Origin of the sequence: Oceanicaulis sp., assembly GCA_040112665.1 — a bacterium.
In the GTDB taxonomy this organism is placed as follows: Bacteria; Pseudomonadota; Alphaproteobacteria; order Caulobacterales; family Maricaulaceae; genus Oceanicaulis.
Map to the genome: position 1 here is coordinate 652172 of CP157796.1, position 20044 is coordinate 672215.

Annotated in this window: 18 protein-coding genes; 10 read left to right on the forward strand and 8 right to left on the reverse strand. The window is 67.6% G+C overall.

The window, feature by feature from the left end; all coding sequences use genetic code 11:
• The first annotated feature begins 31 nt into the window (after positions 1 to 31).
• From ABL308_03145 to ABL308_03160, 4 genes are read left to right on the forward strand one after another with little or no spacing between them, the layout of a single operon-like run.
• Entirely contained in the window at positions 32 to 1186 is a 1155-nt protein-coding gene (locus tag ABL308_03145) for a DegT/DnrJ/EryC1/StrS aminotransferase family protein (GenBank protein XBQ16878.1), read from the forward strand.
• Positions 1187 to 1207: 21 nt separating this feature from the next.
• A complete protein-coding gene (locus tag ABL308_03150; GenBank protein XBQ16879.1) occupies positions 1208 to 2581 on the forward strand; it encodes a nucleotide sugar dehydrogenase in 1374 nt (457 codons plus the stop codon).
• Positions 2578 to 3366, forward strand: coding sequence for an ABC transporter permease (locus tag ABL308_03155; protein XBQ16880.1), 789 nt, complete (start codon positions 2578 to 2580; stop codon positions 3364 to 3366). Before ABL308_03150 ends, ABL308_03155 begins: the two co-directional genes overlap by 4 nt.
• Positions 3366 to 4109 carry an ATP-binding cassette domain-containing protein gene (locus ABL308_03160; protein XBQ16881.1) on the forward strand — a complete coding sequence of 248 codons (744 nt, stop codon included), beginning with the start codon at positions 3366 to 3368 and terminating at the stop codon, positions 4107 to 4109. The genes ABL308_03155 and ABL308_03160 overlap by 1 nt, the downstream gene beginning before the upstream one ends.
• A 16-nt stretch (positions 4110 to 4125) precedes the next feature.
• On the opposite strand, the gene galU is transcribed toward ABL308_03160, so the two are convergent.
• Positions 4126 to 4995: a UTP--glucose-1-phosphate uridylyltransferase GalU gene (galU, locus tag ABL308_03165; protein XBQ16882.1), complete on the reverse strand. Its 870-nt coding sequence runs from the start codon at positions 4993 to 4995 to the stop codon at positions 4126 to 4128.
• A 26-nt stretch (positions 4996 to 5021) separates the two neighbouring features.
• Complete coding sequence (gene glmS, locus ABL308_03170) at positions 5022 to 6842, reverse strand: glutamine--fructose-6-phosphate transaminase (isomerizing) (protein ID XBQ16883.1); 1821 nt, start codon at positions 6840 to 6842, stop codon at positions 5022 to 5024.
• Between the two features lie 190 nt (positions 6843 to 7032).
• Here glmS and glmM point away from each other — a divergent pair, with 190 nt between their 5' ends.
• Positions 7033 to 8385 carry a phosphoglucosamine mutase gene (gene glmM, locus ABL308_03175; protein XBQ16884.1) on the forward strand — a complete coding sequence of 451 codons (1353 nt, stop codon included), beginning with the start codon at positions 7033 to 7035 and terminating at the stop codon, positions 8383 to 8385.
• Between the two features lie 21 nt (positions 8386 to 8406).
• Here the strand turns inward: glmM and ABL308_03180 are convergent, their stop codons facing one another.
• Complete coding sequence (locus ABL308_03180; GenBank protein ID XBQ16885.1) at positions 8407 to 9711, reverse strand: UDP-glucose/GDP-mannose dehydrogenase family protein; 1305 nt, start codon at positions 9709 to 9711, stop codon at positions 8407 to 8409.
• Between the two features lie 179 nt (positions 9712 to 9890).
• Between ABL308_03180 and ABL308_03185 the strand changes: the two genes are divergently transcribed.
• The 4 genes from ABL308_03185 to rfbD are packed head-to-tail and all read left to right on the forward strand — an operon-like array spanning position 9891 to position 14554.
• Positions 9891 to 12071, forward strand: a complete 2181-nt coding sequence (locus ABL308_03185) for an AGE family epimerase/isomerase (protein XBQ16886.1) — start codon at positions 9891 to 9893, stop codon at positions 12069 to 12071.
• A 19-nt stretch (positions 12072 to 12090) separates the two neighbouring features.
• Positions 12091 to 12651, forward strand: coding sequence for a dTDP-4-dehydrorhamnose 3,5-epimerase (rfbC, locus tag ABL308_03190; GenBank protein XBQ16887.1), 561 nt, complete (start codon positions 12091 to 12093; stop codon positions 12649 to 12651).
• On the forward strand, positions 12648 to 13694 hold the full coding sequence (gene rfbB, locus ABL308_03195; protein ID XBQ16888.1) for a dTDP-glucose 4,6-dehydratase: 1047 nt from the start codon (positions 12648 to 12650) through the stop codon (positions 13692 to 13694). The genes rfbC and rfbB overlap by 4 nt, the downstream gene beginning before the upstream one ends.
• Positions 13691 to 14554, forward strand: coding sequence for a dTDP-4-dehydrorhamnose reductase (rfbD, locus tag ABL308_03200; protein ID XBQ16889.1), 864 nt, complete (start codon positions 13691 to 13693; stop codon positions 14552 to 14554). The genes rfbB and rfbD overlap by 4 nt, the downstream gene beginning before the upstream one ends.
• Positions 14555 to 14563: 9 nt before the next feature.
• On the opposite strand, the gene cysQ is transcribed toward rfbD, so the two are convergent.
• Positions 14564 to 15358, reverse strand: coding sequence for a 3'(2'),5'-bisphosphate nucleotidase CysQ (gene cysQ / locus ABL308_03205; GenBank protein XBQ16890.1), 795 nt, complete (start codon positions 15356 to 15358; stop codon positions 14564 to 14566).
• Positions 15359 to 15452: 94 nt separating this feature from the next.
• Here cysQ and rfbA point away from each other — a divergent pair, with 94 nt between their 5' ends.
• Entirely contained in the window at positions 15453 to 16349 is an 897-nt protein-coding gene (gene rfbA / locus ABL308_03210) for a glucose-1-phosphate thymidylyltransferase RfbA (GenBank protein XBQ16891.1), read from the forward strand.
• On the opposite strand, the gene ABL308_03215 is transcribed toward rfbA, so the two are convergent.
• The 4 genes from ABL308_03215 to ABL308_03230 form a co-directional block, all read right to left on the reverse strand.
• Complete coding sequence (locus ABL308_03215) at positions 16346 to 17308, reverse strand: alpha/beta hydrolase (GenBank protein ID XBQ16892.1); 963 nt, start codon at positions 17306 to 17308, stop codon at positions 16346 to 16348. The genes rfbA and ABL308_03215 overlap by 4 nt on opposite strands.
• Complete coding sequence (rarD, locus tag ABL308_03220; protein ID XBQ16893.1) at positions 17305 to 18243, reverse strand: EamA family transporter RarD; 939 nt, start codon at positions 18241 to 18243, stop codon at positions 17305 to 17307. The genes ABL308_03215 and rarD overlap by 4 nt, the downstream gene beginning before the upstream one ends.
• Positions 18244 to 18284: 41 nt before the next feature.
• The gene (locus tag ABL308_03225) at positions 18285 to 18602 is read right to left on the reverse strand and encodes a hypothetical protein (protein XBQ16894.1); all 318 of its coding nucleotides are present in this window, start codon (positions 18600 to 18602) and stop codon (positions 18285 to 18287) included.
• A 65-nt stretch (positions 18603 to 18667) separates the two neighbouring features.
• The gene (locus tag ABL308_03230; protein XBQ16895.1) at positions 18668 to 19993 is read right to left on the reverse strand and encodes a dicarboxylate/amino acid:cation symporter; all 1326 of its coding nucleotides are present in this window, start codon (positions 19991 to 19993) and stop codon (positions 18668 to 18670) included.
• Positions 19994 to 20044 lie beyond the last annotated feature (51 nt).

A 20044-nucleotide genomic window follows, 5' to 3' on the forward strand; every position in this document is an offset into this window, starting at 1 on the left:
AACCGCGCCGGACAGCAAACGGACAGGGTACATGCAGTTCATCGACCTTCAGGCGCAGCGCGCCCGCATCGAAGACAAGATCAACGCCGCGGTCATGAAAGTGATCGAAGAGGGCCGCTACATCATGGGCCCCGAGGTGAAGGAATTCGAGACGCAGCTGGCTGCCTTCGGCCAGGCCGAGCATGCGCTGGGCTGCGCGAACGGCACCGAGGCGCTGTCCCTGCCGCTGATGGCCTGGGACATCCGGCCCGGCCACGCGGTGTTCTGCCCCTCCTTCACCTTCGCTGCGACCGGCGAGGTGGTCCCCTGGCTCGGCGCCGCGCCGGTGTTCGTCGACGTCGATCCGGTCACCTACAACATGTCGCCCGACCATCTCGAAGCGGCGATCGAGATGGTGAAGGCCGAGGGCAAGCTCGTCCCGAAAGTCGTGATCGCGGTCGACCTGTTCGGCCAGCCCGCCGACTACCCGCGCATTTCCGAGATCTGCAAGAAGCACGGCCTGAAGCTGATCGCCGACAGCGCCCAGGGCTTCGGCTGCACGCTGAACGGCGAGCACCCGGTGAAATGGGCCGACATCGCGACCACCAGCTTTTTCCCGGCCAAGCCGCTGGGCTGCTACGGCGACGGCGGCGCGGTGCTGACCAACGACGCCGAGCTCGCCGAGGTGATCGACTCCCTGCGCGTGCACGGCAAGGCGACCCAGAGCGACATCGAGGGCCGCTCCTTCGAGCACGACCCCAAATATCTCAACATGCGCATCGGCATGAACTCGCGCCTGGATACGATCCAGGCGGCCATCCTGATCGAGAAGCTCGCCATCTTCGCCGACGAGATCGAAGCGCGGAACCGCGTGGCCGCGCGCTATAACGAGTTGCTCGAAGGCCATGTCGCCTCGGTGCCGGGCATGATCGAGGGCGGCGTGTCGACCTGGGCGCAGTACACGATCGAACACGACAACCGCGACGGCCTCGCCAGGCACCTCAAGGGCCAGGGCGTGCCGACGGCGGTCTATTATCCGATCCCGATCCACATGCAGGACGTCTACAGCCGCTATGCGGTGGGCCCGGGCGGGCTCCCGGTGACCGAAGAGAAAGCCGGCCGCGTGATCTCGCTGCCGATGCACCCCTATCTGAGCGAAGCCGACCAGGACAAGATCGTGGCGGCCGTGCGCAGCTTCAACGGCTGATCCAAGCAGGAGACGACGACCATGAACGCGCACACCAAAGCGTCCTCGGCGGCGCTCGTCGCCCTGGCCGCGGAGTTCGAGGCCAAGGCGTCCGACCGTACGCTGACGATCGGGGTTCTGGGGCTGGGCTATGTCGGCCTTCCGCTCGCCCAGGCCTTCTGCCGGCAGGGCTTCAAGGTCCTCGGATTCGACGTCTCCGAGTTCAAGGTGAACAAGCTCGCCGAGGGCAAGTCCTACATCAAGCACATCTCGGACACCTCGGTGACCTCGATGCGCGACAGCGGCCGGTTCGAAGCGACCACCGACTTCGATCGGCTGAACGAACCTGACGCGCTGCTGATCTGCGTGCCCACGCCGCTCGACAAGCACCGCGATCCGGATCTGACCTATGTGGTCGGGTCGACCGAAGAGATCGCCAAGCGCCTGCGCAAGGGCCAGATCGTCATCCTGGAATCGACCACTTATCCGGGCACGTCCGACGAGGTGATGAAGCCGATCCTCGAGGAAAAGAGCGGGCTCAAGGCCGGCGAGGATTTCGCCATCGCCTACAGCCCCGAGCGCGAGGATCCGGGCAATCCGAAATTCGAGACGTCCACCATTCCGAAGGTCGTCGGCGCGGACAGCGAGGCCGAAGCGCGCATGGCGGTGGCGATCTATCAGGCGATCGTGCCCCAGGTCGTGCCCGTGCGCGACCTGCGCACCGCCGAAGCGGTAAAGCTGACCGAGAACATCTTCCGCGCCGTGAACATCGCGCTCGTCAACGAGCTGAAGGTGATCTACGGCGCGATGGGCATCGACGTGTGGGAGGTCATCCGCGGCGCGGCGACCAAGCCGTTCGGCTTCATGGCCTTCTATCCGGGGCCGGGCCTGGGCGGTCACTGCATCCCGATCGACCCGTTCTACCTGTCCTGGAAGGCGCGCGAGTACGGGCTGACCACCCGCTTCATCGAGCTGTCGGGCGAGATCAACGCCAACATGCCCGCCCTGGTGATCAACATGGTCGCCTCCGAGCTGTCCAACCGGCTCGAGAAGTCGATCAAGGGCGCGAAAGTGCTGCTGGTGGGCCTGGCCTACAAGAAGAACGTCGACGACATGCGCGAAAGCCCGTCGCTGACGCTGGTCGAGATGCTCGAAGCGCGCGGCGCCGAGGTTGATTTCTACGATCCCTACATCCCCGAAGTGCCCTATGACCGCGACCATCCCGAGTTCGCCGGCCGCAAGTCGGTGGACTGGACGCGCAAGTCGCTGGGCAAGTACGACGCCGCTCTGATCGCGACCGACCACGACAACGTAGATTACCGGCTGCTTCTGGAGACCGTGCCGTTCGTGGTCGACACCCGCGACGCCTGCCAGATGCATGCGACCGAGTTCAGCGACCGGATCGTCAAGGCGTGAGGATCGAGCGTCAGGCGGCGCAGGATGCGTCCGTCCTGCGGCGGTGGAGGGGCTGGCTCTATCTGGGCGTGGTCGACGTCAACCGGCAATACCGCCGGGCGGCGTTCGGCCTGATCTGGCTGCTGGCCCAGCCGCTCGCCTGGCTCGCGATCATCTGGATCGTCTTCGAACCGGTCTTCGCGCCGCAGTTTCCGAACTATCTGAGCTATGTGGCGGTCGGCATCGTCACCTATAACGCGGCCGCCCAGACCCTGGGCAGCGCGCCGGACACCTTCGTGCGTCATCGCGCGATCCTGCTGAACCTGCCGATCTCGCCGTTCGACCTGGTGCTCAGATCGGTGACGTCGTCGGTGTACACCCTGCTGGTCCAGAGCCCGATCGCCATCGCCGTGCTCGTCTGGCAGGGCGCGCTGAACCCCGCCGGGCTGGGGCTCGCCGTCGCCGGTTTCCTGCTTCTTTTCGTGTTCATCGTCGCGGTCACGGTCGTCTTCGCGGTCATCGGCGCGTTTTCGGGCGATTTCCGCTTCCTCGTTCAGGTCTCGATGCGGTTCCTGTTCTTCGCCACGCCGATCTTCTGGCTGATCCCGGCCGAGCCCGGGCTTCGCCAGCTTCTGGCGGGCGTCAATCCGCTGACCCATTACATCTCGATGATCCGGCGGCTGGTGGAGGGCTATCAGGCGCCGTTCGACTCCCTGCTCTTCTGCTCGGCCTGGACCGCGGCGGCCGTGCTGATCGCCGCCGTGTTCTGGACCACGGGCCGCAAAGCCCTGACGCGAGCCTTGTGATGAGCGACGCGCTGATCGAACTCGACAAGGTCAGCCTGAGCTATCAGGTGCGCGCCGCCGCCTCGGGGGGCGAAGGGGCGCGCGTGGGCGCCGCGCTGGTCCGCAAGGCGGGACGTACGACCGTGCACGCGCTGGAGGACGTCAGCTTCACCCTGGCCCGCGGCGACCGGGTCGGGCTGGTCGGCCATAACGGCGCAGGAAAAAGCACGCTGTTGAGGGTCTGCGCCGGCCGCATCGTGCCGACCTCGGGAACGTACAGGTGCTCGGGCCGGCTGGGCACGCTGTTCACGACCGGGCTGGGCCTTCACCCGGACAGCACGGTGAAACAGAACATCCGCGAGGCGTCGCTGCTGCTGGGCGCGACCTTCGGCGAGCTCGACAGCCTCGTCGCCGACGTTCTGTCGTTCAGCGAGCTTGAAAGCTATGCCGATGTCGAGTTTCGCAGGCTCTCGGCGGGCATGCGCACGCGCATCGGTTTCGGCGTCGCCACGCTCGTCGACTGCGACGCGCTGTTGATCGACGAGGTCTTCGGCGCGGGCGATCCCGGCTTCAGGCAGAAGGCGTCCGAGCGGATCAACCGGCTGACCGAGCAATCGAGCGCCCTCATGGTCGCAAGCCAGTCCGAGCGGGTGCTGAAGGATTTCTGCGACACCGCCGTTCTGCTGAGCAAGGGCAGGCTGGTCGCGCGCGGCCCGATCGACGAGATCTGGGACACCTACAAGGCCGAGTATCTCAAAAAATAGCGCCCCGGCCGCCGTCTCAGCGGCTCATCCGCGCAATAAGCGCTTCCGCCCCTTCGCCGAACTCGGGATCGCGCAGGGCGTGGTGCACCACCGCTTCGAGATAGCCCAGCTTGCTGCCGCAATCGAAGCTCGCGCCTTCATAGACGAGCGCGTGGAAATCCTGGCGCTCCATCAGGCTGAACAGCGAGTCGGTGAGCTGGATCTCGCCGCCGGCGCCGGGCTTCTGGTTCGCCAGAAGCTCGAAGATTTCCGGCTGCAGCACGTAGCGGCCGGTGATCATCAAGTTCGAGGGCGCTTCGTCCACCTTGGGCTTTTCGACCATGCCCCTGAGCGGCTTCAGCCGGTCCTCGGTCTCGGCGACGTCGACGATGCCGAAGCTCGACACCTCGGAGGGATCGACCGGTTCGACCGCGATGATGTTGCCGCCGACCCGGTTATAGGCGTCCATCACCTGCGCGAGGCAGGACGGGGCGGCGTCCACGATCATGTCGGGCAGCAGCACCGCGAAGGGCTCGTCGCCCACCACGTCGCGCGCGCACCAGATCGCGTGGCCCAGGCCCAGCGGCGCCTGCTGGCGCACGAAGCTCATCGAACCCGGCTTGGGCAGGGACTCGTCGAGTTCGGCCAGAAGGTCGGTCTTGCGCTTCTGCTGCAGGGTGGATTCAAGCTCGTAGGCCCGGTCGAAATAGTCCTCGATCGCGCCCTTGTTGCGCCCGGTCACGAAGACGAAATGCTCGATGCCGGCCGCGATCGCCTCGTCCACCACGTACTGGATCGCCGGACGGTCGAACACGGGCAGCATTTCCTTCGGGATCGCCTTGGTGGCGGGAAGGACGCGGGTTCCCAGGCCCGCGACGGGCAGAACGGCTTTGCGGACAGGTTTCACGGCTGCAGCTCCGGTCTTGCTTCGGCCTATTCGACGGTCACCGACTTGGCGAGATTGCGCGGCTGATCGACGTCGGTGCCCTTCAGGACGGCGGTGAAATAGGCCAGCTGCTGGATCGGCACGGCGGCCACGATCGGCTGGATCAGCGGATGGCAGGTCGGCATGACGAGGATGTGGTCGGCATCGTCGCCGGCTTCCTTCGCACCGCGCTCGTCGGTGATGAGGATCACCTCGGCTCCGCGGGCGGCGACCTCCTGCAGGTTCGACAGGGTTTTTTCGAACAGCCCGTCATGAGGCGCGACCACGACCACCGGCGTGCCGTCCTCGATCAGCGCGATGGGGCCGTGCTTGAGCTCGCCGGCGGCGTAGCCCTCGGCGTGGATATAGCTGATTTCCTTGAGCTTCAGCGCGCCTTCCAGCGCCAGCGGGTAGAACGCGCCGCGGCCCAGATAGAGAACGTCACGATGCGCGGAAAGCCGGTGGGCGAGCTTCTCGATCTGCGGCTGCAGGCCCAGCACCTCGTTCATGCGCCGCGGCGTTTCCAGAAGGGCGGAGGCGAACTCTGCGGCGGTCTCATCGTCGATCGTCCCGCGCGAGACGGCCGCGCCGCAGGCGATGCAGGCGAGCGCGGCCAGCTGGGCGGTGAAGGCCTTGGTCGAGGCGACGCCGATCTCCGGCCCGGCATGGGTCATGACGATCTGATCGGCTTCGCGCGCGATCGAGGATTCCGGCACGTTGACCACCGCGACCGTGCCCGCGCCTTGCGATTTGCAGTAGCGCAGCGCGGCGAGCGTGTCAGCCGTCTCGCCTGATTGCGACACGAAGAGCGCCCGGTCTTCAGAGGTCAGCACAGGCTCGCGATACCGGAACTCGGACGCGATATCGGCCTCGACGGGAAGCCGGGCGTGGCGCTCGAACCAGTATCGCGACACCGAGATCGCGAAATAGGCGGTGCCGCAAGCCGAGGCGAGCAGGCGGCGTGCGCCTTTCCACTGATCGCCTTCAAGGGCATGGAAGCCGCCCGAAGCCGCATCGATATAGTTCGACAGGGTCCGGCCGATCGCGTCGGGCTGCTCATGGATCTCTTTTTCCATGAAGTGCCGGTAAGCGCCCTTGTCGGCGAATCCGGCGACGGCGTTGGAGATCTTCACCTCGCGGTCGGCTTTCGCCCCGCTCGCGTCGTAGACCTCGACCGTGTCGCGGGACACCACGCACCAGTCGCCTTCTTCAAGATAGATCACCTGGCGGGTCCACCCCGCGAGCGCCAGGGAGTCCGAACCCACGAAGTTCTCGTTCTGGCCGATCCCGACGACCAGCGGGCTGCCTTCCCGGGCCGCGTAGATGCGCTCGGGTTCGTCGCTGTTGATCGCCGCGACGGCGAAGGCGCCGCGCAGGCGCTGCAAGGCGCCGAAGAAGGCGTCCTGCGTGGAGGCCCCGCCCTCGATCTTGGCGTAGATCAGGTGGGCGATGACCTCGGAATCGGTCTGGCTGACGAAGGTGTGGCCAGCGGCCTTCAATTCGTCGCGCAGTTCGCGGAAATTCTCGATGATGCCGTTATGGACGATCGCGATGGGACCCGCGACGTGGGGATGGGCGTTGTCTTCGCTCGGCTTGCCGTGCGTCGCCCAGCGCGTATGCGCGATGCCGGAATTGCCGTCGCACGGCGCGTCGTCCAGGGCGCGCTGCAGATTGGAAATCTTCCCTTCGGCGCGCCGGCGCTCGAGCCGGCCTTCGGAAAGCAGCGCGATCCCGGCGGAGTCATAACCACGATATTCCAGCCGCTTGAGACCCTCGACGAGCCGCTCGCACACTTGGTTGTCACCGATGATACCGACAATGCCGCACATGTTCAGACGCTCCAGTCCGTCCCGCCCCCCGTGTAGACGCCGGAGGGAGAAGCTTGTAAAGGGCCCGCGTGAATTTCACCCGGCGCTCCGCAGCGAGCGGCCGCATAACTGATATTCTTGCTCTCGCGGCCCATGTGCTGTTTGATCCCTGTCGGGGGAGACAGGCTGCCGGGCATGAGGGGATGCTCTAATGAAGTCGTATTTCGGCACTGACGGCATACGTGGCCGCGCCAACACCTTTCCAATGACGCCCGAGGTCGCGCTGCGCCTGGGCAAGGCGGCGGGCGCGTATTTCAAGCGCGGCGATCATCGCCACACCGTGGTGGTCGGCAAGGACACCCGCCTGTCCGGCTACATGATCGAACATGCGCTGATCTCCGGGTTCACCTCGGCGGGCATGGATGTGCGCACGCTCGGCCCCTGCCCCACCCCGGCGATCGGACTTCTGACCCGCTCGCTGCGCGCCGATCTCGGCGTGATGATCACCGCCTCTCACAATCCGTATCCGGACAACGGCATCAAGCTGTTCGGACCGGACGGTTTCAAGCTGCCCGACGAGGCCGAGCTCGAGATCGAGGCGCTGATGGAGAACGGCCCGCTCGCCGCTTCGCCCGAGGAGATCGGCCAGGTCACCGTCTTCCAGGACGCCAAGGGCCGGTATGTCGAGGCCGCCAAGGCGAGCTTTCCCAAGGATCTGTCGCTGAACGGTCTGAAGATCGTCGTCGATTGCGCCAACGGGGCGGGCTACCGCACCGCGCCGCTCGCCTTGTGGGAGCTGGGCGCGGAGATCGACAAGATGGGCGTGACCCCCAACGGCACGAACATCAACGCCGGCTGCGGATCGACCGAACCCGAGGCGATGGCGCGGCGCGTGGTCGAGACCGGCGCCGATCTCGGCGTGGCGCTCGACGGCGACGCCGACCGGCTGATCCTGTGCGACGAGAACGGCCGGATCATCGACGGCGACCAGATCCTCGGGCGCATCGCGCTCGACCACGCGGCCAACGGCACGCTGACCGGCGGCGGCGCGGTGGCGACGATCATGTCGAACTTCGCGCTCGAGCGCCGGCTCACCGAGGCCGGCCTGAAGCTCGAACGCACCGCCGTAGGCGACCGCTATGTCGTCGAGCGCATGCGCCAGGGCGGCTATAATGTCGGCGGCGAACAGTCCGGCCACCTGGTCATGACCGATCACGCCACCACCGGCGACGGCCTGATCGCGGCGCTGCAGATTCTGGCGTGCTGCGTTCGCGCGGGCAAACCGGCGAGCCAGGTATGCTCGGTTTTCGAGCCGGCGCCTCAGGTGAAGCTCAACGTGCCCTACACCGACATCTCCCCGCTCGGCCTTCCGGCCGTTCAGGAAGCCTGCCGGGCCGCCGAAGCGCGGATGAACGGCGCGGGCCGGCTCGTCGTGCGCGCTTCGGGCACCGAGCCGCTGATCCGGATCATGACCGAGGGCGATGACGAGGCGCTGATCACCCAGATCGCAGGCGAACTCGCCGAAACCATGCAGAACGCCACGGTCACGCACGCGGCCGAATAGGCCGGCTCGCGCTCCGATCGCTCAGGGACGGCCGACGCTGGCGTAGCGGAAGCCGTGCCCGGCCATCTCCGCGGGATCGTAAATATTGCGCAGATCGACGATGACCGGCTCGCGCAGGGCGGTCTTGATGCGCCCCAGATCGAGCGCGCGGAACTCGTTCCATTCGGTGATGATCACCAGCGCGTCCGCGCCCTCGGCGCACAGATAGGCGCCGGTCATGAACTCCACCCCCGTCAGGAGCTGCTCGGCCTCGTAGAGCCCGGCCGGATCGTAGGCGCGCACGGTCGCGCCGGCCTTCTGAAGCGCGGGGATGATGTCCAGGCTCGGCGCCTCGCGCATGTCGTCGGTATTGGGTTTGAAGGTCAGGCCCAGCACCGCGATCGTCTTGCCCTCGACCGAGCCGCCGCAGGCTGCGACCACCTTGTCGGCCATTTTCGCCTTGCGCTGGTCGTTGATCTCCACCGTCGCCTCGACCAGCCGCATCGGGCTGCCCGCCTCCTGCGCGGTGCGCGACAGCGCCAGCGTGTCCTTGGGGAAGCACGAGCCGCCGTATCCGGGACCGGCGTGCAGGAATTTCTTCCCGATCCGGTTGTCGAGCCCGATGCCGGTGGCGACTTCCTGCACGTCCGCGCCGACCTTCTCGCACAGATCCGCGATCTCGTTGATGAAGGTGATCTTCATCGCAAGGAAGGCGTTCGCGGCGTACTTGATGAGTTCGGAAGTCCGCCGCGCGGTGAACACGATCGGCGTCTCGTTGAGAAACAGCGGCCGGTAGAGTTCGCGCATGACGCTGGTCGCCCGATCGTCCTCGGAGCCGACCACGACCCGGTCGGGGCGCTTGAAGTCCTCGATCGCCGCGCCTTCGCGCAGGAATTCGGGATTGGAGACCACCGCGAAATCGGCGTCGGGCCGGGTCTTGCGGATCACCGCCTCCACCTCGTCGCCCGTGCCGACGGGCACCGTGGACTTGGTCACCACCACCGTGAAACCGTCCATTTCCCGGGCGATTTCCTCGGCGGCGGCGTAAACATAGGACAGGTCCGCGTGACCGTCGCCGCGCCGCGAGGGCGTTCCCACTGCGATGAAAACCACATCGGCGGCGCGCACCGCGTCGGACAGATCGGTGGCGAAATCCAGTCGGCCTTCGCGCATGTTGCGCTCGACCAGCATGTCCAGGCCCGGCTCGTAGATCGGAACGCCGCCGCCGCGCAGCATCTCGATCTTCTCGTCGTTCTTGTCGATGCAGGTGACGTGGTGGCCGAAGTCGGCGAAACACGCGCCCGACACCAGACCCACATACCCGGTTCCGATCATCGCTACGCGCATGTCCGCCTCCTCGTGTTCGGGCTCGCTTGCCTGCAGCTACGCGATCCCATACCCGTCTGGCAACATCGAACCGCCTATCGCGCGGTTTGAACACCGCGTTAACCCTGAGGTGAACGCACTGAAGTAGGCAGGTCGGACGCGCAATTGTGCGCGCGGACCGGCATGGGCGCTTGGGGGCCATGGGCGAACAGTCGAAAACCATCATCCAGCCCGCGATCCTGTGCGGCGGGCACGGCTCGAGGCTCTGGCCGCTCTCCACCGAACGCCGGCCCAAGCCCTTCCTGCCGCTGGTTTCGCGCCGCTCCATGCTGGCCGAGACCGCCGCGCGGGTCGCAGGCGAGACCGGAGAGATCGCCTTCGCGCCGGTCTTCGCGGTCGGCTCGGCGCGCCATGAAACGCTTCTGAAGGCCGAGCTTCCCGGCGCCGGGCTGGTGCTCGAACCGCTGGCGCGCAACTCAGGACCCGCGATCGCGGCGGCGTGCCTGGCCGCGCCGGACTCCCTGCTGCTGCTTCTGCCCGCCGACCATCACATCACCGATATCGACGCCTTCCGCGCGGCGATCGCGCGCGGCGCGCCGTCTGCGGAAGACGGGGCGCTCGTCACCTTCGGGATCAAGCCCGACCGGCCCGCCACCGGCTACGGCTATATCTGCGCCGATTTCGACACGACCGGCGCGCCGGCGGCCGTCGAGCGCTTCGTCGAGAAACCCGACGCAGATACTGCGGCTGAGTATCTCGCGTCCGGCCGCTACGCCTGGAACGCAGGCATTTTCCTCGCTCGCGCCGATGCGTTGATCAACGCGTTCGAGACCCATGCGCCCGAGATGATCGCCGCAGCCCGGGCGGCCATGGCCGAGACCGGACTGATCAGGCCCGGCGAGGTGCGCCGGCTCGACCCCGCCGAATTCGCCAGGGCGCCATCCAATTCCATCGACTACGCGGTGATGGAGAAAGCCGAAAAGGTCGCCGTCGTGCCCGTCGACATGGGCTGGAGCGATATCGGCGATCACGGCGCGCTCTATGCGCTCAAGGCCGCGACGGGCCACACCCATGAAGGCGCGGTCTTCACCCGCGACGCCGAACGCTGCTTCATCCGCAGCGAAGGCCCGATGGTCGCCGTGCGCGGGGTGTCCGACCTCGCGGTGGTCGCGACGACACGCGGCGTGCTGGTCACGCCTCTGGCCGACGCAGGCTCGACCAAGCCGCTCGCCGAGGACGCCGCCGTGCGCGGCTTCGCCGGCGCGCTGAGCGATCAGGCCACGCAGAAAGTCCGAGACTGGCTGTTTGAGACCTGCCTGCCGCTCTGGGCCGAAACCGCCTGGGACGACAAGAACGGCGGCTTCGTTGAAAGCCTCGGCTTGTCGGGCGCGCCTGAACCCGATCTGCCGCGCCGCGGCCGGGTCGCGCCGCGTCAGATCTACGCGTTCGCCCAGGCGATGATGCTGGGCTGGGACGATCCGGCGGCGGAAAAGCTGGTGCTGGACGGGCTCGACTATCTCGACACGCGCGCCCGCGCGCCGGGCGGGGGCTGGGCGAGCCTTCTCAGCCCGACCGGCGACGCGCTCGATCCTGCGCTCGCGCTTTACGATCACGCCTTCATCGTGCTCGCCGGCGCCTGGGCCTACCGCGCCACCGGCGAGACCGGCGCACGGCGGCTCGCAGAAGAGGCGCTTGAGATCATCGCCGAGCGCATGGCCGACCCCGTTCATGGCGGCTGGTGGGACACCGACGCGCGCACCGGCCCGCGCCGCTCCAACCCGCACATGCACTTGCTCGAGGCCGCGCTGTCTCTGCACCGGGCGACCGGCGAGACCTCGGCGCTCGATCTCGCGCTCGACATCGTCGAATTGTTCGAGACCCGGTTCTTCGATCCGCGCACCGGCGCGCTGACCGAATATTTCGAACCTGACTGGACCCGCGCGCCGGGGCCCGCAGGCCGGCTCAGCGAGCCGGGCCATTGCTATGAATGGGCGGTGCTGCTGGGCTTCTTCGAGGAAGCACAGGGCCGCGACCTCATCAGCTGGCGGCGCCGCCTGATCGATTTCGCCGACCGGGTGGGCCGGGACGCGCGCGGCTTCGCCTATGACGCGGTCGATCTCTCCGCGAACGTCCTGAAGCCCACGCGCCGGCTCTGGCCGCAGCTCGAAATGTTCCGTGCACGGCTCTTCCACCCCGAGACCGCCCCGCCGGGCGAGGCCGAGCGGGTGCTGGAGACGGTGTGGAGCGAGTATCTCGCGGCAGGCCCCGAGGGCGGCTGGATGGACGCGTTCGACGCCGAAGGCCGGCCTGCGGCTTCCCATGTGCCTGCGAGCATGCTCTACCACATCCTCACCGCGTTCAGCCCGTTGTGCTGGCGCTGAGCGCCGCCGGAGCCCGCCCATGGACGTCGAACGGTTCGACATCGAGGGACCGCTGCTGATCCGCGGCCGCCGCCACGGCGACGCGCGCGGCTTCTTCGAGGAGACCTGGTCGGCGGAAAAGCTCGCCGGCGCCGGTTTCGATCGCGCCTTCGTGCAGGACAATCTGTCGCTCAGCGCCGAGGCCGGCACGCTGCGCGGGCTTCACTACCAGGCGCCGCCCGCCGCCCAGGGCAAGCTCGTCATGGTGCTGACCGGGAAAATCTTCGACGTCGCCGTGGACGTGCGCGAGGGCTCGCCGAGCTATGGCCGCCATTTGGCGGTCGAACTCACAGCCGATGAACCGGTGAAGTTCTGGGTCCCCGAAGGCTTCCTGCACGGCTTCGTGACGCTGACGCCCGGCACCCGCGTCTTCTACAAGGTCACCGCGCCCTATTCCGCCGCGCATGACGGCGCGATCGCCTGGGACGACCCCGACCTCGCCATCGACTGGCCGGTCGACGCGCCGATCCTGTCGGACAAGGACGCCGCCGCGCCCCGCCTGGCCAACGCCGCGCCGCTGTTTCCGGGGACCGAAAGATGACCCGGCGCGCCTTCGTCACCGGCGGGGCGGGCTTCATCGGCTCCGCGCTCGTCTTCGAACTGATTAAGGCGGGCTGGACGGTGACGGTCTACGACGCGCTGACCTACGCCGCCGCGCCGGGCACGGTTGAAGCCCTGATGAAAGCCGGTGCGCGGATCGTCACGGGGGACGTCCGGAACCGCGAGGCGCTGCGCGCCGCATTAAACGAAAGCAAGGCGGACACGGTCTTCCACCTCGCCGCGGAAACCCATGTCGACCGGTCGATCGATGCCGCGGACGATTTCGTGACCACCAATGTGAACGGGACGTTCGAGGTGCTCGAAGCGGTCCGCGCGCGGCGTGACGCCCTGCCTGCGGACCGTGCCGACGGCCTGGTGCTCGTGCACGTCTCCACCGACGAAGTGTTCGGCGCGCTCGGCCCGGACGACGCGCCGTTCTCCGAAACCACGCCCTATGATCCGTCCTCGCCCTATTCGGCCAGCAAGGCGGGCTCCGATCATCTGGCGCGCGCCTGGGCGCGGACCTACGGGCTCGACGTCCGCGTTTCGAACTGCTCGAACAATTACGGCCCGCGCCAGTTTCCCGAAAAGCTCATCCCGCTCATGGTTCTGAACGCCTTCGATCGCAAGCCTCTGCCGGTCTATGGAGACGGGTCGAACCGGCGCGACTGGCTGCATGTCGCCGATCATGCGCGCGCCCTCAGGCTGATCGCCGAGACCGGCGCGGCCGGCCGAACCTATTGCGTGGGCGGCGGGGCGGAGCGCAGCAATCTCGAGGTCGTCGAGGCGATTTGCGACATCGCCGACCGGCTCGATCCCGGCGGTGCGCCGAGGCGCGAGCTCATCAAGTTCGTCACTGACCGGCCCGGCCATGACTGGCGCTACGCGATCGACGCGAGCCGGATCGGCGCGGAGCTGGGCTGGGCGCCGGCGCGCGATTTCGAGGACGGCCTCGCCGAGACCGTTTCCTGGTATCGGGAGAACGCAGACTGGTGGGCGCCGCTGAGAGCGCGCTACGCCGGCGGGCGGCTGGGCGCGGGATGAGCGGCACGCTGCTCATCCTCGGCCGGTCCGGCCAGCTCGCCCGCGCGCTCGAGACCGCGGCGGGTGACGGATCGTGGGAACGCGTGGTGACCGCCGGCCGCAGCGAGGCCGATCTCTCCACACCCGGAGCTGTCCGCGCCCTGATCGAAAAGACCGAGCCGGGCGTGGTGATCAACGCCGCCGCCTACACCGCCGTGGACAAGGCCGAAAGCGAGCCTGACGCCGCCTTCGCCGTGAACGCGGACGGCGCGGGCGAAGCCGCCGCTGCGGCCACCGAAGCGGGGGCGCGCTTCATTCACGTGTCCACCGACTATGTGTTTTCCAGGAACGGGCCGCATGGCGAGTACGCCCAGCCCGACCCGGTGAACGTGTACGGACGATCCAAGCTCGAAGGCGAGCGGCGCGTGCTCGAAGCCTGCCCCCGCGCCGCCATCGTCAGGACCGCCGGCGTGTTCAGCGGCCGGGGGTCGGATTTCCCAAGCGCGATGTGGCGGCTTGCGTGCGAGAACGCGCCGATCCGCGTCGTCACCGACCAGCGGGTCAGCCCCACCCCGGCCGATGATCTCGCCGTGCGCCTGCTCGCCCTCGCCGAGAAGGGCGGGTCGGGCGTCTTCCACTGCGCCGGCGCAAAAGGGCGCAGCTGGTACAAGATCGCCGAAGCCGCGCTCGCCGCGCTCGCAAAAGCCGGCGGGCCTGAACGCGAAATCGAACCGATCAGCAGTGACGACATGCCCCGCCCGGCGCAGAGGCCGTCCGACTCCCGGCTTTCGAGCATGCGTCTTGAAGAGGCCACGGGCCTGCCCGCGCCGGACTGGAAGGCCGGGCTCGACCGCGCGGTGAAGGTCTGGCTGTCGGCCTGAGCGCTCGGCTCAGCCCGCAGGCGCGCGCCCCCAGGCCACGAACGGACCGTTCTGATAGCCCGCGTCCGCCTTGCCGTAGGTAAAGGGGTCGCCGCCGGGCGTGGTGACCGCGCCGCCCGCCGCGGCCAGCACCGCATGGCCCGCCGCGATATCCCACTCCATCGTCGCGCCGAAGCGGGGGTAAAGGTCGGCCGCCCCCTCGGCGATCTTGCAGAATTTCAGCGACGACCCGGTCGGCACGAGGCGCGCCGCGCCATGCTCGCGCGCGAACCGCTCGGCGGCTTCGTCGACGCGCGAGCGGCTTGTCAGCGCGACGAGCCCGTCCTTCGGCGCGGCCCGCGTCCTGATAGGCCGCCAGTCCAGCGATCCGATGTCGGCGCCGGGCGTGGCGGCGGCGGTGAAGGCGCGCCTTCCCCCGGCGTAGATCTGCCCGAGCGCGGGAGCGTAGACGCATCCCGCGACCGGCACGCCGTGCTCGACGAGGGCGATATTGATCGTGAACTCGCCGTTGCGATCGATGAACTCGCGCGTGCCGTCCACCGGATCGACCAGAAGGAAGCGCGCGCCGGTCTCGGGCCGGACCCCGGCGGCGAAGCTTTCTTCAGCCAGAACCGGGACGCCGGGCATCAGCCGTTTCAGCCAGTCCAGGATCACCGCTTCGGCCAGACGGTCCGCCTCGGTCACCGGCGAGCGGTCGGCCTTCTGTTCGGGCATGAAATCGTTCGCATAGACGTTCATCACCGGAACGCCCGCGTGAAGGCAGATCGCGGCGAGGGCGAACGCGATATCGTCAGCATCGGTCATGACCTCAGGCCTAGACCAGCCCGGCCGCCGCGCCAAGCGCGAGGCTGGATCGGGCGCGTCGACATCGCCCGCGCTTGGAGCTAACACGTCGGACATGACCGCACCGCTTCGAAACCCGGCCCTGAAGGGCGTTCTGCTGGCCGGAGGGCTGGGCACCCGGCTCGCCCCGCTGACCGCGGCCATCTCCAAACAGCTTCTGCCGGTCTATGACAAGCCGCTGATCTATTACCCGCTTTCGACCCTGATGCTGGCCGGCGTGCGCGAGGTCTGCGTGATCTCCACGCCCGACCACCTGCCGCTCTATCAGCGGCTTCTGGGGGACGGGTCGGACTGGGGCATGGCGTTCACCTATGTCGTCCAGCCTGAACCCGCCGGCATCGCCCAGGCGCTGATCCTGGCCGAGGACTGGCTGGACGGGGCGGCCTCGGCGCTCGCGCTGGGCGACAATCTTCTCTATGCGAGCGGGCTCACCGGGCTTTTGCGCGAGGCGGCGCTGCTTGAAACCGGCGCAGTCAATTTCGCCTATCCGGTCCGCGATCCCAGCGTCTTCGGCGTGGTGGAGTTCGACGATGACGGCCGGCCGGTCGGCATCGAGGAAAAGCCGCGCGAGCCCAAAAGCCGCTGGGCAGTGACGGGGCTTTATTTCTACGACGGCACGGCGAGCGCGCGCGCCAGGGCGCTGAAACCTTCGAATCGCGGCGAGCTCGAGATCACCGACCTCAACCGCTCCTATCTCGCCGAGCAGGCGCTGAAGGTCGTCCGGCTCCCGCGCGGCGCAGCCTGGCTCGACACCGGCACGCTGGACGGGCTCGTCAGCGCAGGCGAATGGGTGCGCGCGGTGGAGCGCCAGCAGGGCTTCAAGGTCGCCTGCCCCGAAGAGATCGCCTTCCGCTCAGGCTGGATCGATCGCGAGGCGCTGTCGGGATTAGCGGCGCGCTACAAGAACGAATACGGCGCGTATCTCGCCGAAATCGCGCGCCTCCAGAGTTAGCCGAAGCGCCGCCCGATCCAGTCCAGCATCAATCCGTTGAGCTGGTCGGGCGCCTCGTACTGCGTCCAGTGCCCGCAATCCTCGATCACGTGCATTTCCAGATCCTTGCACAGCGCGGGCATCCAGGCGGCGAGCTTGGGCGGCAGCATGAAATCGCACTCCGCGCTGATCATCAGGCAGGGCATGGAGAGGCGGTGATCGACTCCGCCCAGCCGCTCCCAGTTCGCGTCGAAATTCCGGTACCAGTTGATCCCGCCGCGAAAGCCGGTCTCGCGATAGATGCGGGCGTATTCCGCGCGGGTTTCGGGCGGCACGACGATCTGATCCTCGGGACGGCCGCCCCGCGCGATGAAGTCCTCGAACCGGTCCGGCAGATGGGTGACCGAGGGCGGCAATTTGTCGAGCGCGGCGGCGGGCGGCGGTCCGCCGAAGACGAAGGCGAAGAACGCGTCCTCGCGGCCCTTGAAGATGTCGTCGGCCGCCTCGTCCTGGAAACGGACGATGTAGTGCGCCTCGCCGGCCTGCTCGCGAAACACTTCGGTGGGCGGCATCGACCCGCGCGGCAGGTGGGGCGTGTTCACCCCGATCGCGCCGAGGAACCGGTCCGGGATCAGGCAGGCGGCGTGCCACATCAGGATACCGCCCCAGTCATGACCGGCGATCACCGCCTTCTCGATATCGAGCGCGTCGAGCAGGCCGGAGAGGTCGCCGGTCAGCCGGTCCACCCCGTAGGCCTTGATCTCATGGGGCCGGTCAGACCCGCCGAAGCCGCGATTGTCCGGCGCGATGACGCGGTAGCCTGCGTTCGCCAGCGCCTCGATCTGTTTCGCCCAGCTCATCGCCAGCTCCGGCCAGCCGTGCAGCAGCAGCACCGGCAGACCGTCATCGGGCCCGGCCTCGTGGACCGACAGGGTCACCTCGCCGACATCGATCTTCCGGGCGGGGGGCATGGGGGTCATGGCTGGTCCTTCGCGGCGCGTCGTTTCCGGCGTTCCCAGATTAGAAGATCGGCGACGAACACGGCCAGCCCCGCCCAGATCAGGCCGAAGGTGACCGCATGGGCCGCGGTGAAGGGCTCTCCGTAATAAAGCCCGACGCAGAACTGCAGGGTCGGCGCGAGAAACTGCGCCGCACCGATCACTGCGAAGCTCAGCCCGCGCGCGCCCAGGATGAAGAACAGGAGCGGCGCCACCGTCATCGGACCTGTGAGGATCAGAAGCGCCGCTTCGCCCCAGCCCGCCCTGAAATGCCCGCCCCCGCCGAACTCGACGAAGACCAGCGCGACAAGGCTCGGCCCGGCGATGATCACCGTCTCCCAGAACAGTCCGATCCGCCCGTCGGTCGCCACTGTCTTGCGGATATAGGCGTAGGCGGTGAAGCTCGCGGCGAGAAACAGCGCAATGACGGGAAGCTCGCCCACGGTGACGATCTGGTTGATCACGCCCAGGGCGGCCAGCCCGACCGCGACCGCGCGCAACCGGCCGAAGCGCTCGGATGCGATGAACACCCCGACCGCGACATTCATCAGCGGGTTGATGAAATATCCCAGCGAGACCTCGAGCACCTGATCGGTGTTCACCGCGAAGATGAAGGTCCACCAGTTCGCCCCGATCAGCGCCGCGCTGAGCAGCAGAAGACCCACCGCTTTCGGATCGGCGAGCACCGACATCGCCGCGCGCCATTTGCGCGCCGCGATCACCAGCACGGCCAGAAGCGGAACCGACCAGATCGCCCGGTGCAGCACGATCTCGGTCGGCCCGGCGAAGCTCAGGAATTTATAGAAGATCGGCGACAGCCCCCAGATCGCATAGCCGGCGAGCACGGTGGCTGCGGCGGGCGCGGGGGCGAGGCGGCCGGATTCAGGGCTCGGCGGCGGGGACTTTGAAGCGCTCATGGCCCGCGCTTAGCGCGGAACGGGCGCGGCGTCATTCCGGTCTATGCGGTCGCCTTGCGCGCGGCGACGATCCGGCCCAGCCGCCAGACCATCCACACCGCCGACCAGACATGGCCGAGCACCGGAAGCGGCAGGATGAAGACGAGCGCGATCGTCTTGTTCGGCTCGAGGATCCAGATCAGGACCGCGACGAAAAAGAAGCTCAGATACAGGTCGAACAGGCTGACCACGCCCCAGGGCTCGCTGATCAGCCAGGCGATCGCTTCGGAGAGCGACTGGTTCGCCGTGACGATCGCCCAGACGATGAGGGCCAGCAGGATGAGACCGCCCAGGGCGGAGAGGATGCGGACGAGGGTCATCGGCGAAGCTCCGTTGTGAGGCTCACCTGTCTACGTCCGCGCCGCCCCGGCGGTTCATCGCCGGCCTAGTCCCGGTCCGCGTCCGCGACCTCCGGCGGCGCGTCCTTCGGCGTGTAGGGCGTGTCGGCCGGGTGGCGGAACAGGTCTTCGTCGAGCTCGCCTTCCCACTTGGCCACCACCGTCGCGACGGTCGCGTCGCCGGTGACGTTCAGCGCGGTGCGGGCCATGTCCATGATCCGGTCGACCGGCAGGATGAAGCCCACCACGATGGCGATCTGCTCAGGCGGGACCCCGAAGGTCTGAAGCACGATCGCCAGCAGGAACAGCCCGGCGCTGGGGATTCCGGCCGCGCCGATCGAGGCGATGGCGGCGGTGAAGGCGATCAGAACGTAATTGGTGAAGGTCAGGTCGTAGCCGAAGGCCTGGGCGGTGAAGAGCGCCAGAATGCCGAGATAGAGCGCGGTGCCGTCCATGTTGATCGTCGCGCCCAGAGGCAGGACCGAACCGGCGATCGAGCGTTTGACGCCCAGATTCTCGCTGGCGTTGGCGATGGTCACCGGCAGGGTCGCGCTCGAGCTGGCGGTGGAATAGGCCACCGCGATCGCGTCCATCATGCCGCGGATGAAATTCATCACCGGCAGGCCGAGCACGAAGCGGATGATGCCGCCATAGATCAGCACCGCATGGGTGAAGAGCCCGGCGTAGACCGCAGCGATCAGGATGGCGATGGCGCGCAGCGCCTCAAGCCCCTGCTCGGCCACGGTGAAGCTCACCAGCGCGAAGACGCCGAAGGGCGCGACCTCCATGACGATGTGGGTGACCTTCAGCACCACGTCGGAGGCTTGCGTGAAAAGGTCTCCGACGAGCTTGCCGGCCTTGCCGGCCATCAGGATGCCCACGCCCAGCAGAACCGCGAAGAAGATCACGGCCAGAACGTCCCCGTCGGCCAAGGCCGCGACCGGATTGTCCGGCACGATGGCGAGCAACCGGTCGACCAGGCTTTCAGACTGGGTGGACACCGGCACCGCGTCCGCGCCGCCCAGATCCACGCCCTCGCCGGGCCGGAAGGTGAGCCCGAAAATGATCCCGATGATGTTGGCGAAGAAGGTGGTGGCGAAATAGAGCACGATCGTCTTGATCCCGATCGAACCGAGCTTGGCCGGATCGCCCAGCGCCACGACGCCCGCCACCAGCGTGGTCAGGATCAGCGGTACGATGAGCATGCGGATCAGCCGGATGAACAGATCACCCACCGGTTTGACGTAGGTCTCGAGGAACTCGGCCGTCACGTCAGGGCCGAAGAGCTGGGTCGCGCCCAGGCCTACGATCACGCCGAGGACCAGAGCCCCGAGCACGCGCTGCCACAGCGCGACGCCGAACCACCATTTCATGAACGACTCTCCGCCCTAAGCCCTTGTCTCGGGCGCGAGCGTAAGCCCGCC

Coding starts and splice junctions, on each gene's coding strand:
- rfbA (XBQ16891.1), top strand. CDS start 15,453: ATGACCGCACCGCTTCGAAACCCGGCCCTGAAGGGCGTTCTGCTGGCC.
- rfbC (XBQ16887.1), top strand. CDS start 12,091: ATGGACGTCGAACGGTTCGACATCGAGGGACCGCTGCTGATCCGCGGC.
- ABL308_03185 (XBQ16886.1), top strand. CDS start 9,891: ATGGGCGAACAGTCGAAAACCATCATCCAGCCCGCGATCCTGTGCGGC.
- rfbB (XBQ16888.1), top strand. CDS start 12,648: ATGACCCGGCGCGCCTTCGTCACCGGCGGGGCGGGCTTCATCGGCTCC.
- rfbD (XBQ16889.1), top strand. CDS start 13,691: ATGAGCGGCACGCTGCTCATCCTCGGCCGGTCCGGCCAGCTCGCCCGC.
- ABL308_03150 (XBQ16879.1), top strand. CDS start 1,208: ATGAACGCGCACACCAAAGCGTCCTCGGCGGCGCTCGTCGCCCTGGCC.
- cysQ (XBQ16890.1), bottom strand. CDS start 15,358: ATGACCGATGCTGACGATATCGCGTTCGCCCTCGCCGCGATCTGCCTT.
- glmM (XBQ16884.1), top strand. CDS start 7,033: ATGAAGTCGTATTTCGGCACTGACGGCATACGTGGCCGCGCCAACACC.
- ABL308_03160 (XBQ16881.1), top strand. CDS start 3,366: ATGAGCGACGCGCTGATCGAACTCGACAAGGTCAGCCTGAGCTATCAG.
- ABL308_03225 (XBQ16894.1), bottom strand. CDS start 18,602: ATGACCCTCGTCCGCATCCTCTCCGCCCTGGGCGGTCTCATCCTGCTG.
- ABL308_03180 (XBQ16885.1), bottom strand. CDS start 9,711: ATGCGCGTAGCGATGATCGGAACCGGGTATGTGGGTCTGGTGTCGGGC.
- rarD (XBQ16893.1), bottom strand. CDS start 18,243: ATGAGCGCTTCAAAGTCCCCGCCGCCGAGCCCTGAATCCGGCCGCCTC.
- ABL308_03215 (XBQ16892.1), bottom strand. CDS start 17,308: ATGACCCCCATGCCCCCCGCCCGGAAGATCGATGTCGGCGAGGTGACC.
- glmS (XBQ16883.1), bottom strand. CDS start 6,842: ATGTGCGGCATTGTCGGTATCATCGGTGACAACCAAGTGTGCGAGCGG.
- ABL308_03230 (XBQ16895.1), bottom strand. CDS start 19,993: ATGAAATGGTGGTTCGGCGTCGCGCTGTGGCAGCGCGTGCTCGGGGCT.
- ABL308_03145 (XBQ16878.1), top strand. CDS start 32: ATGCAGTTCATCGACCTTCAGGCGCAGCGCGCCCGCATCGAAGACAAG.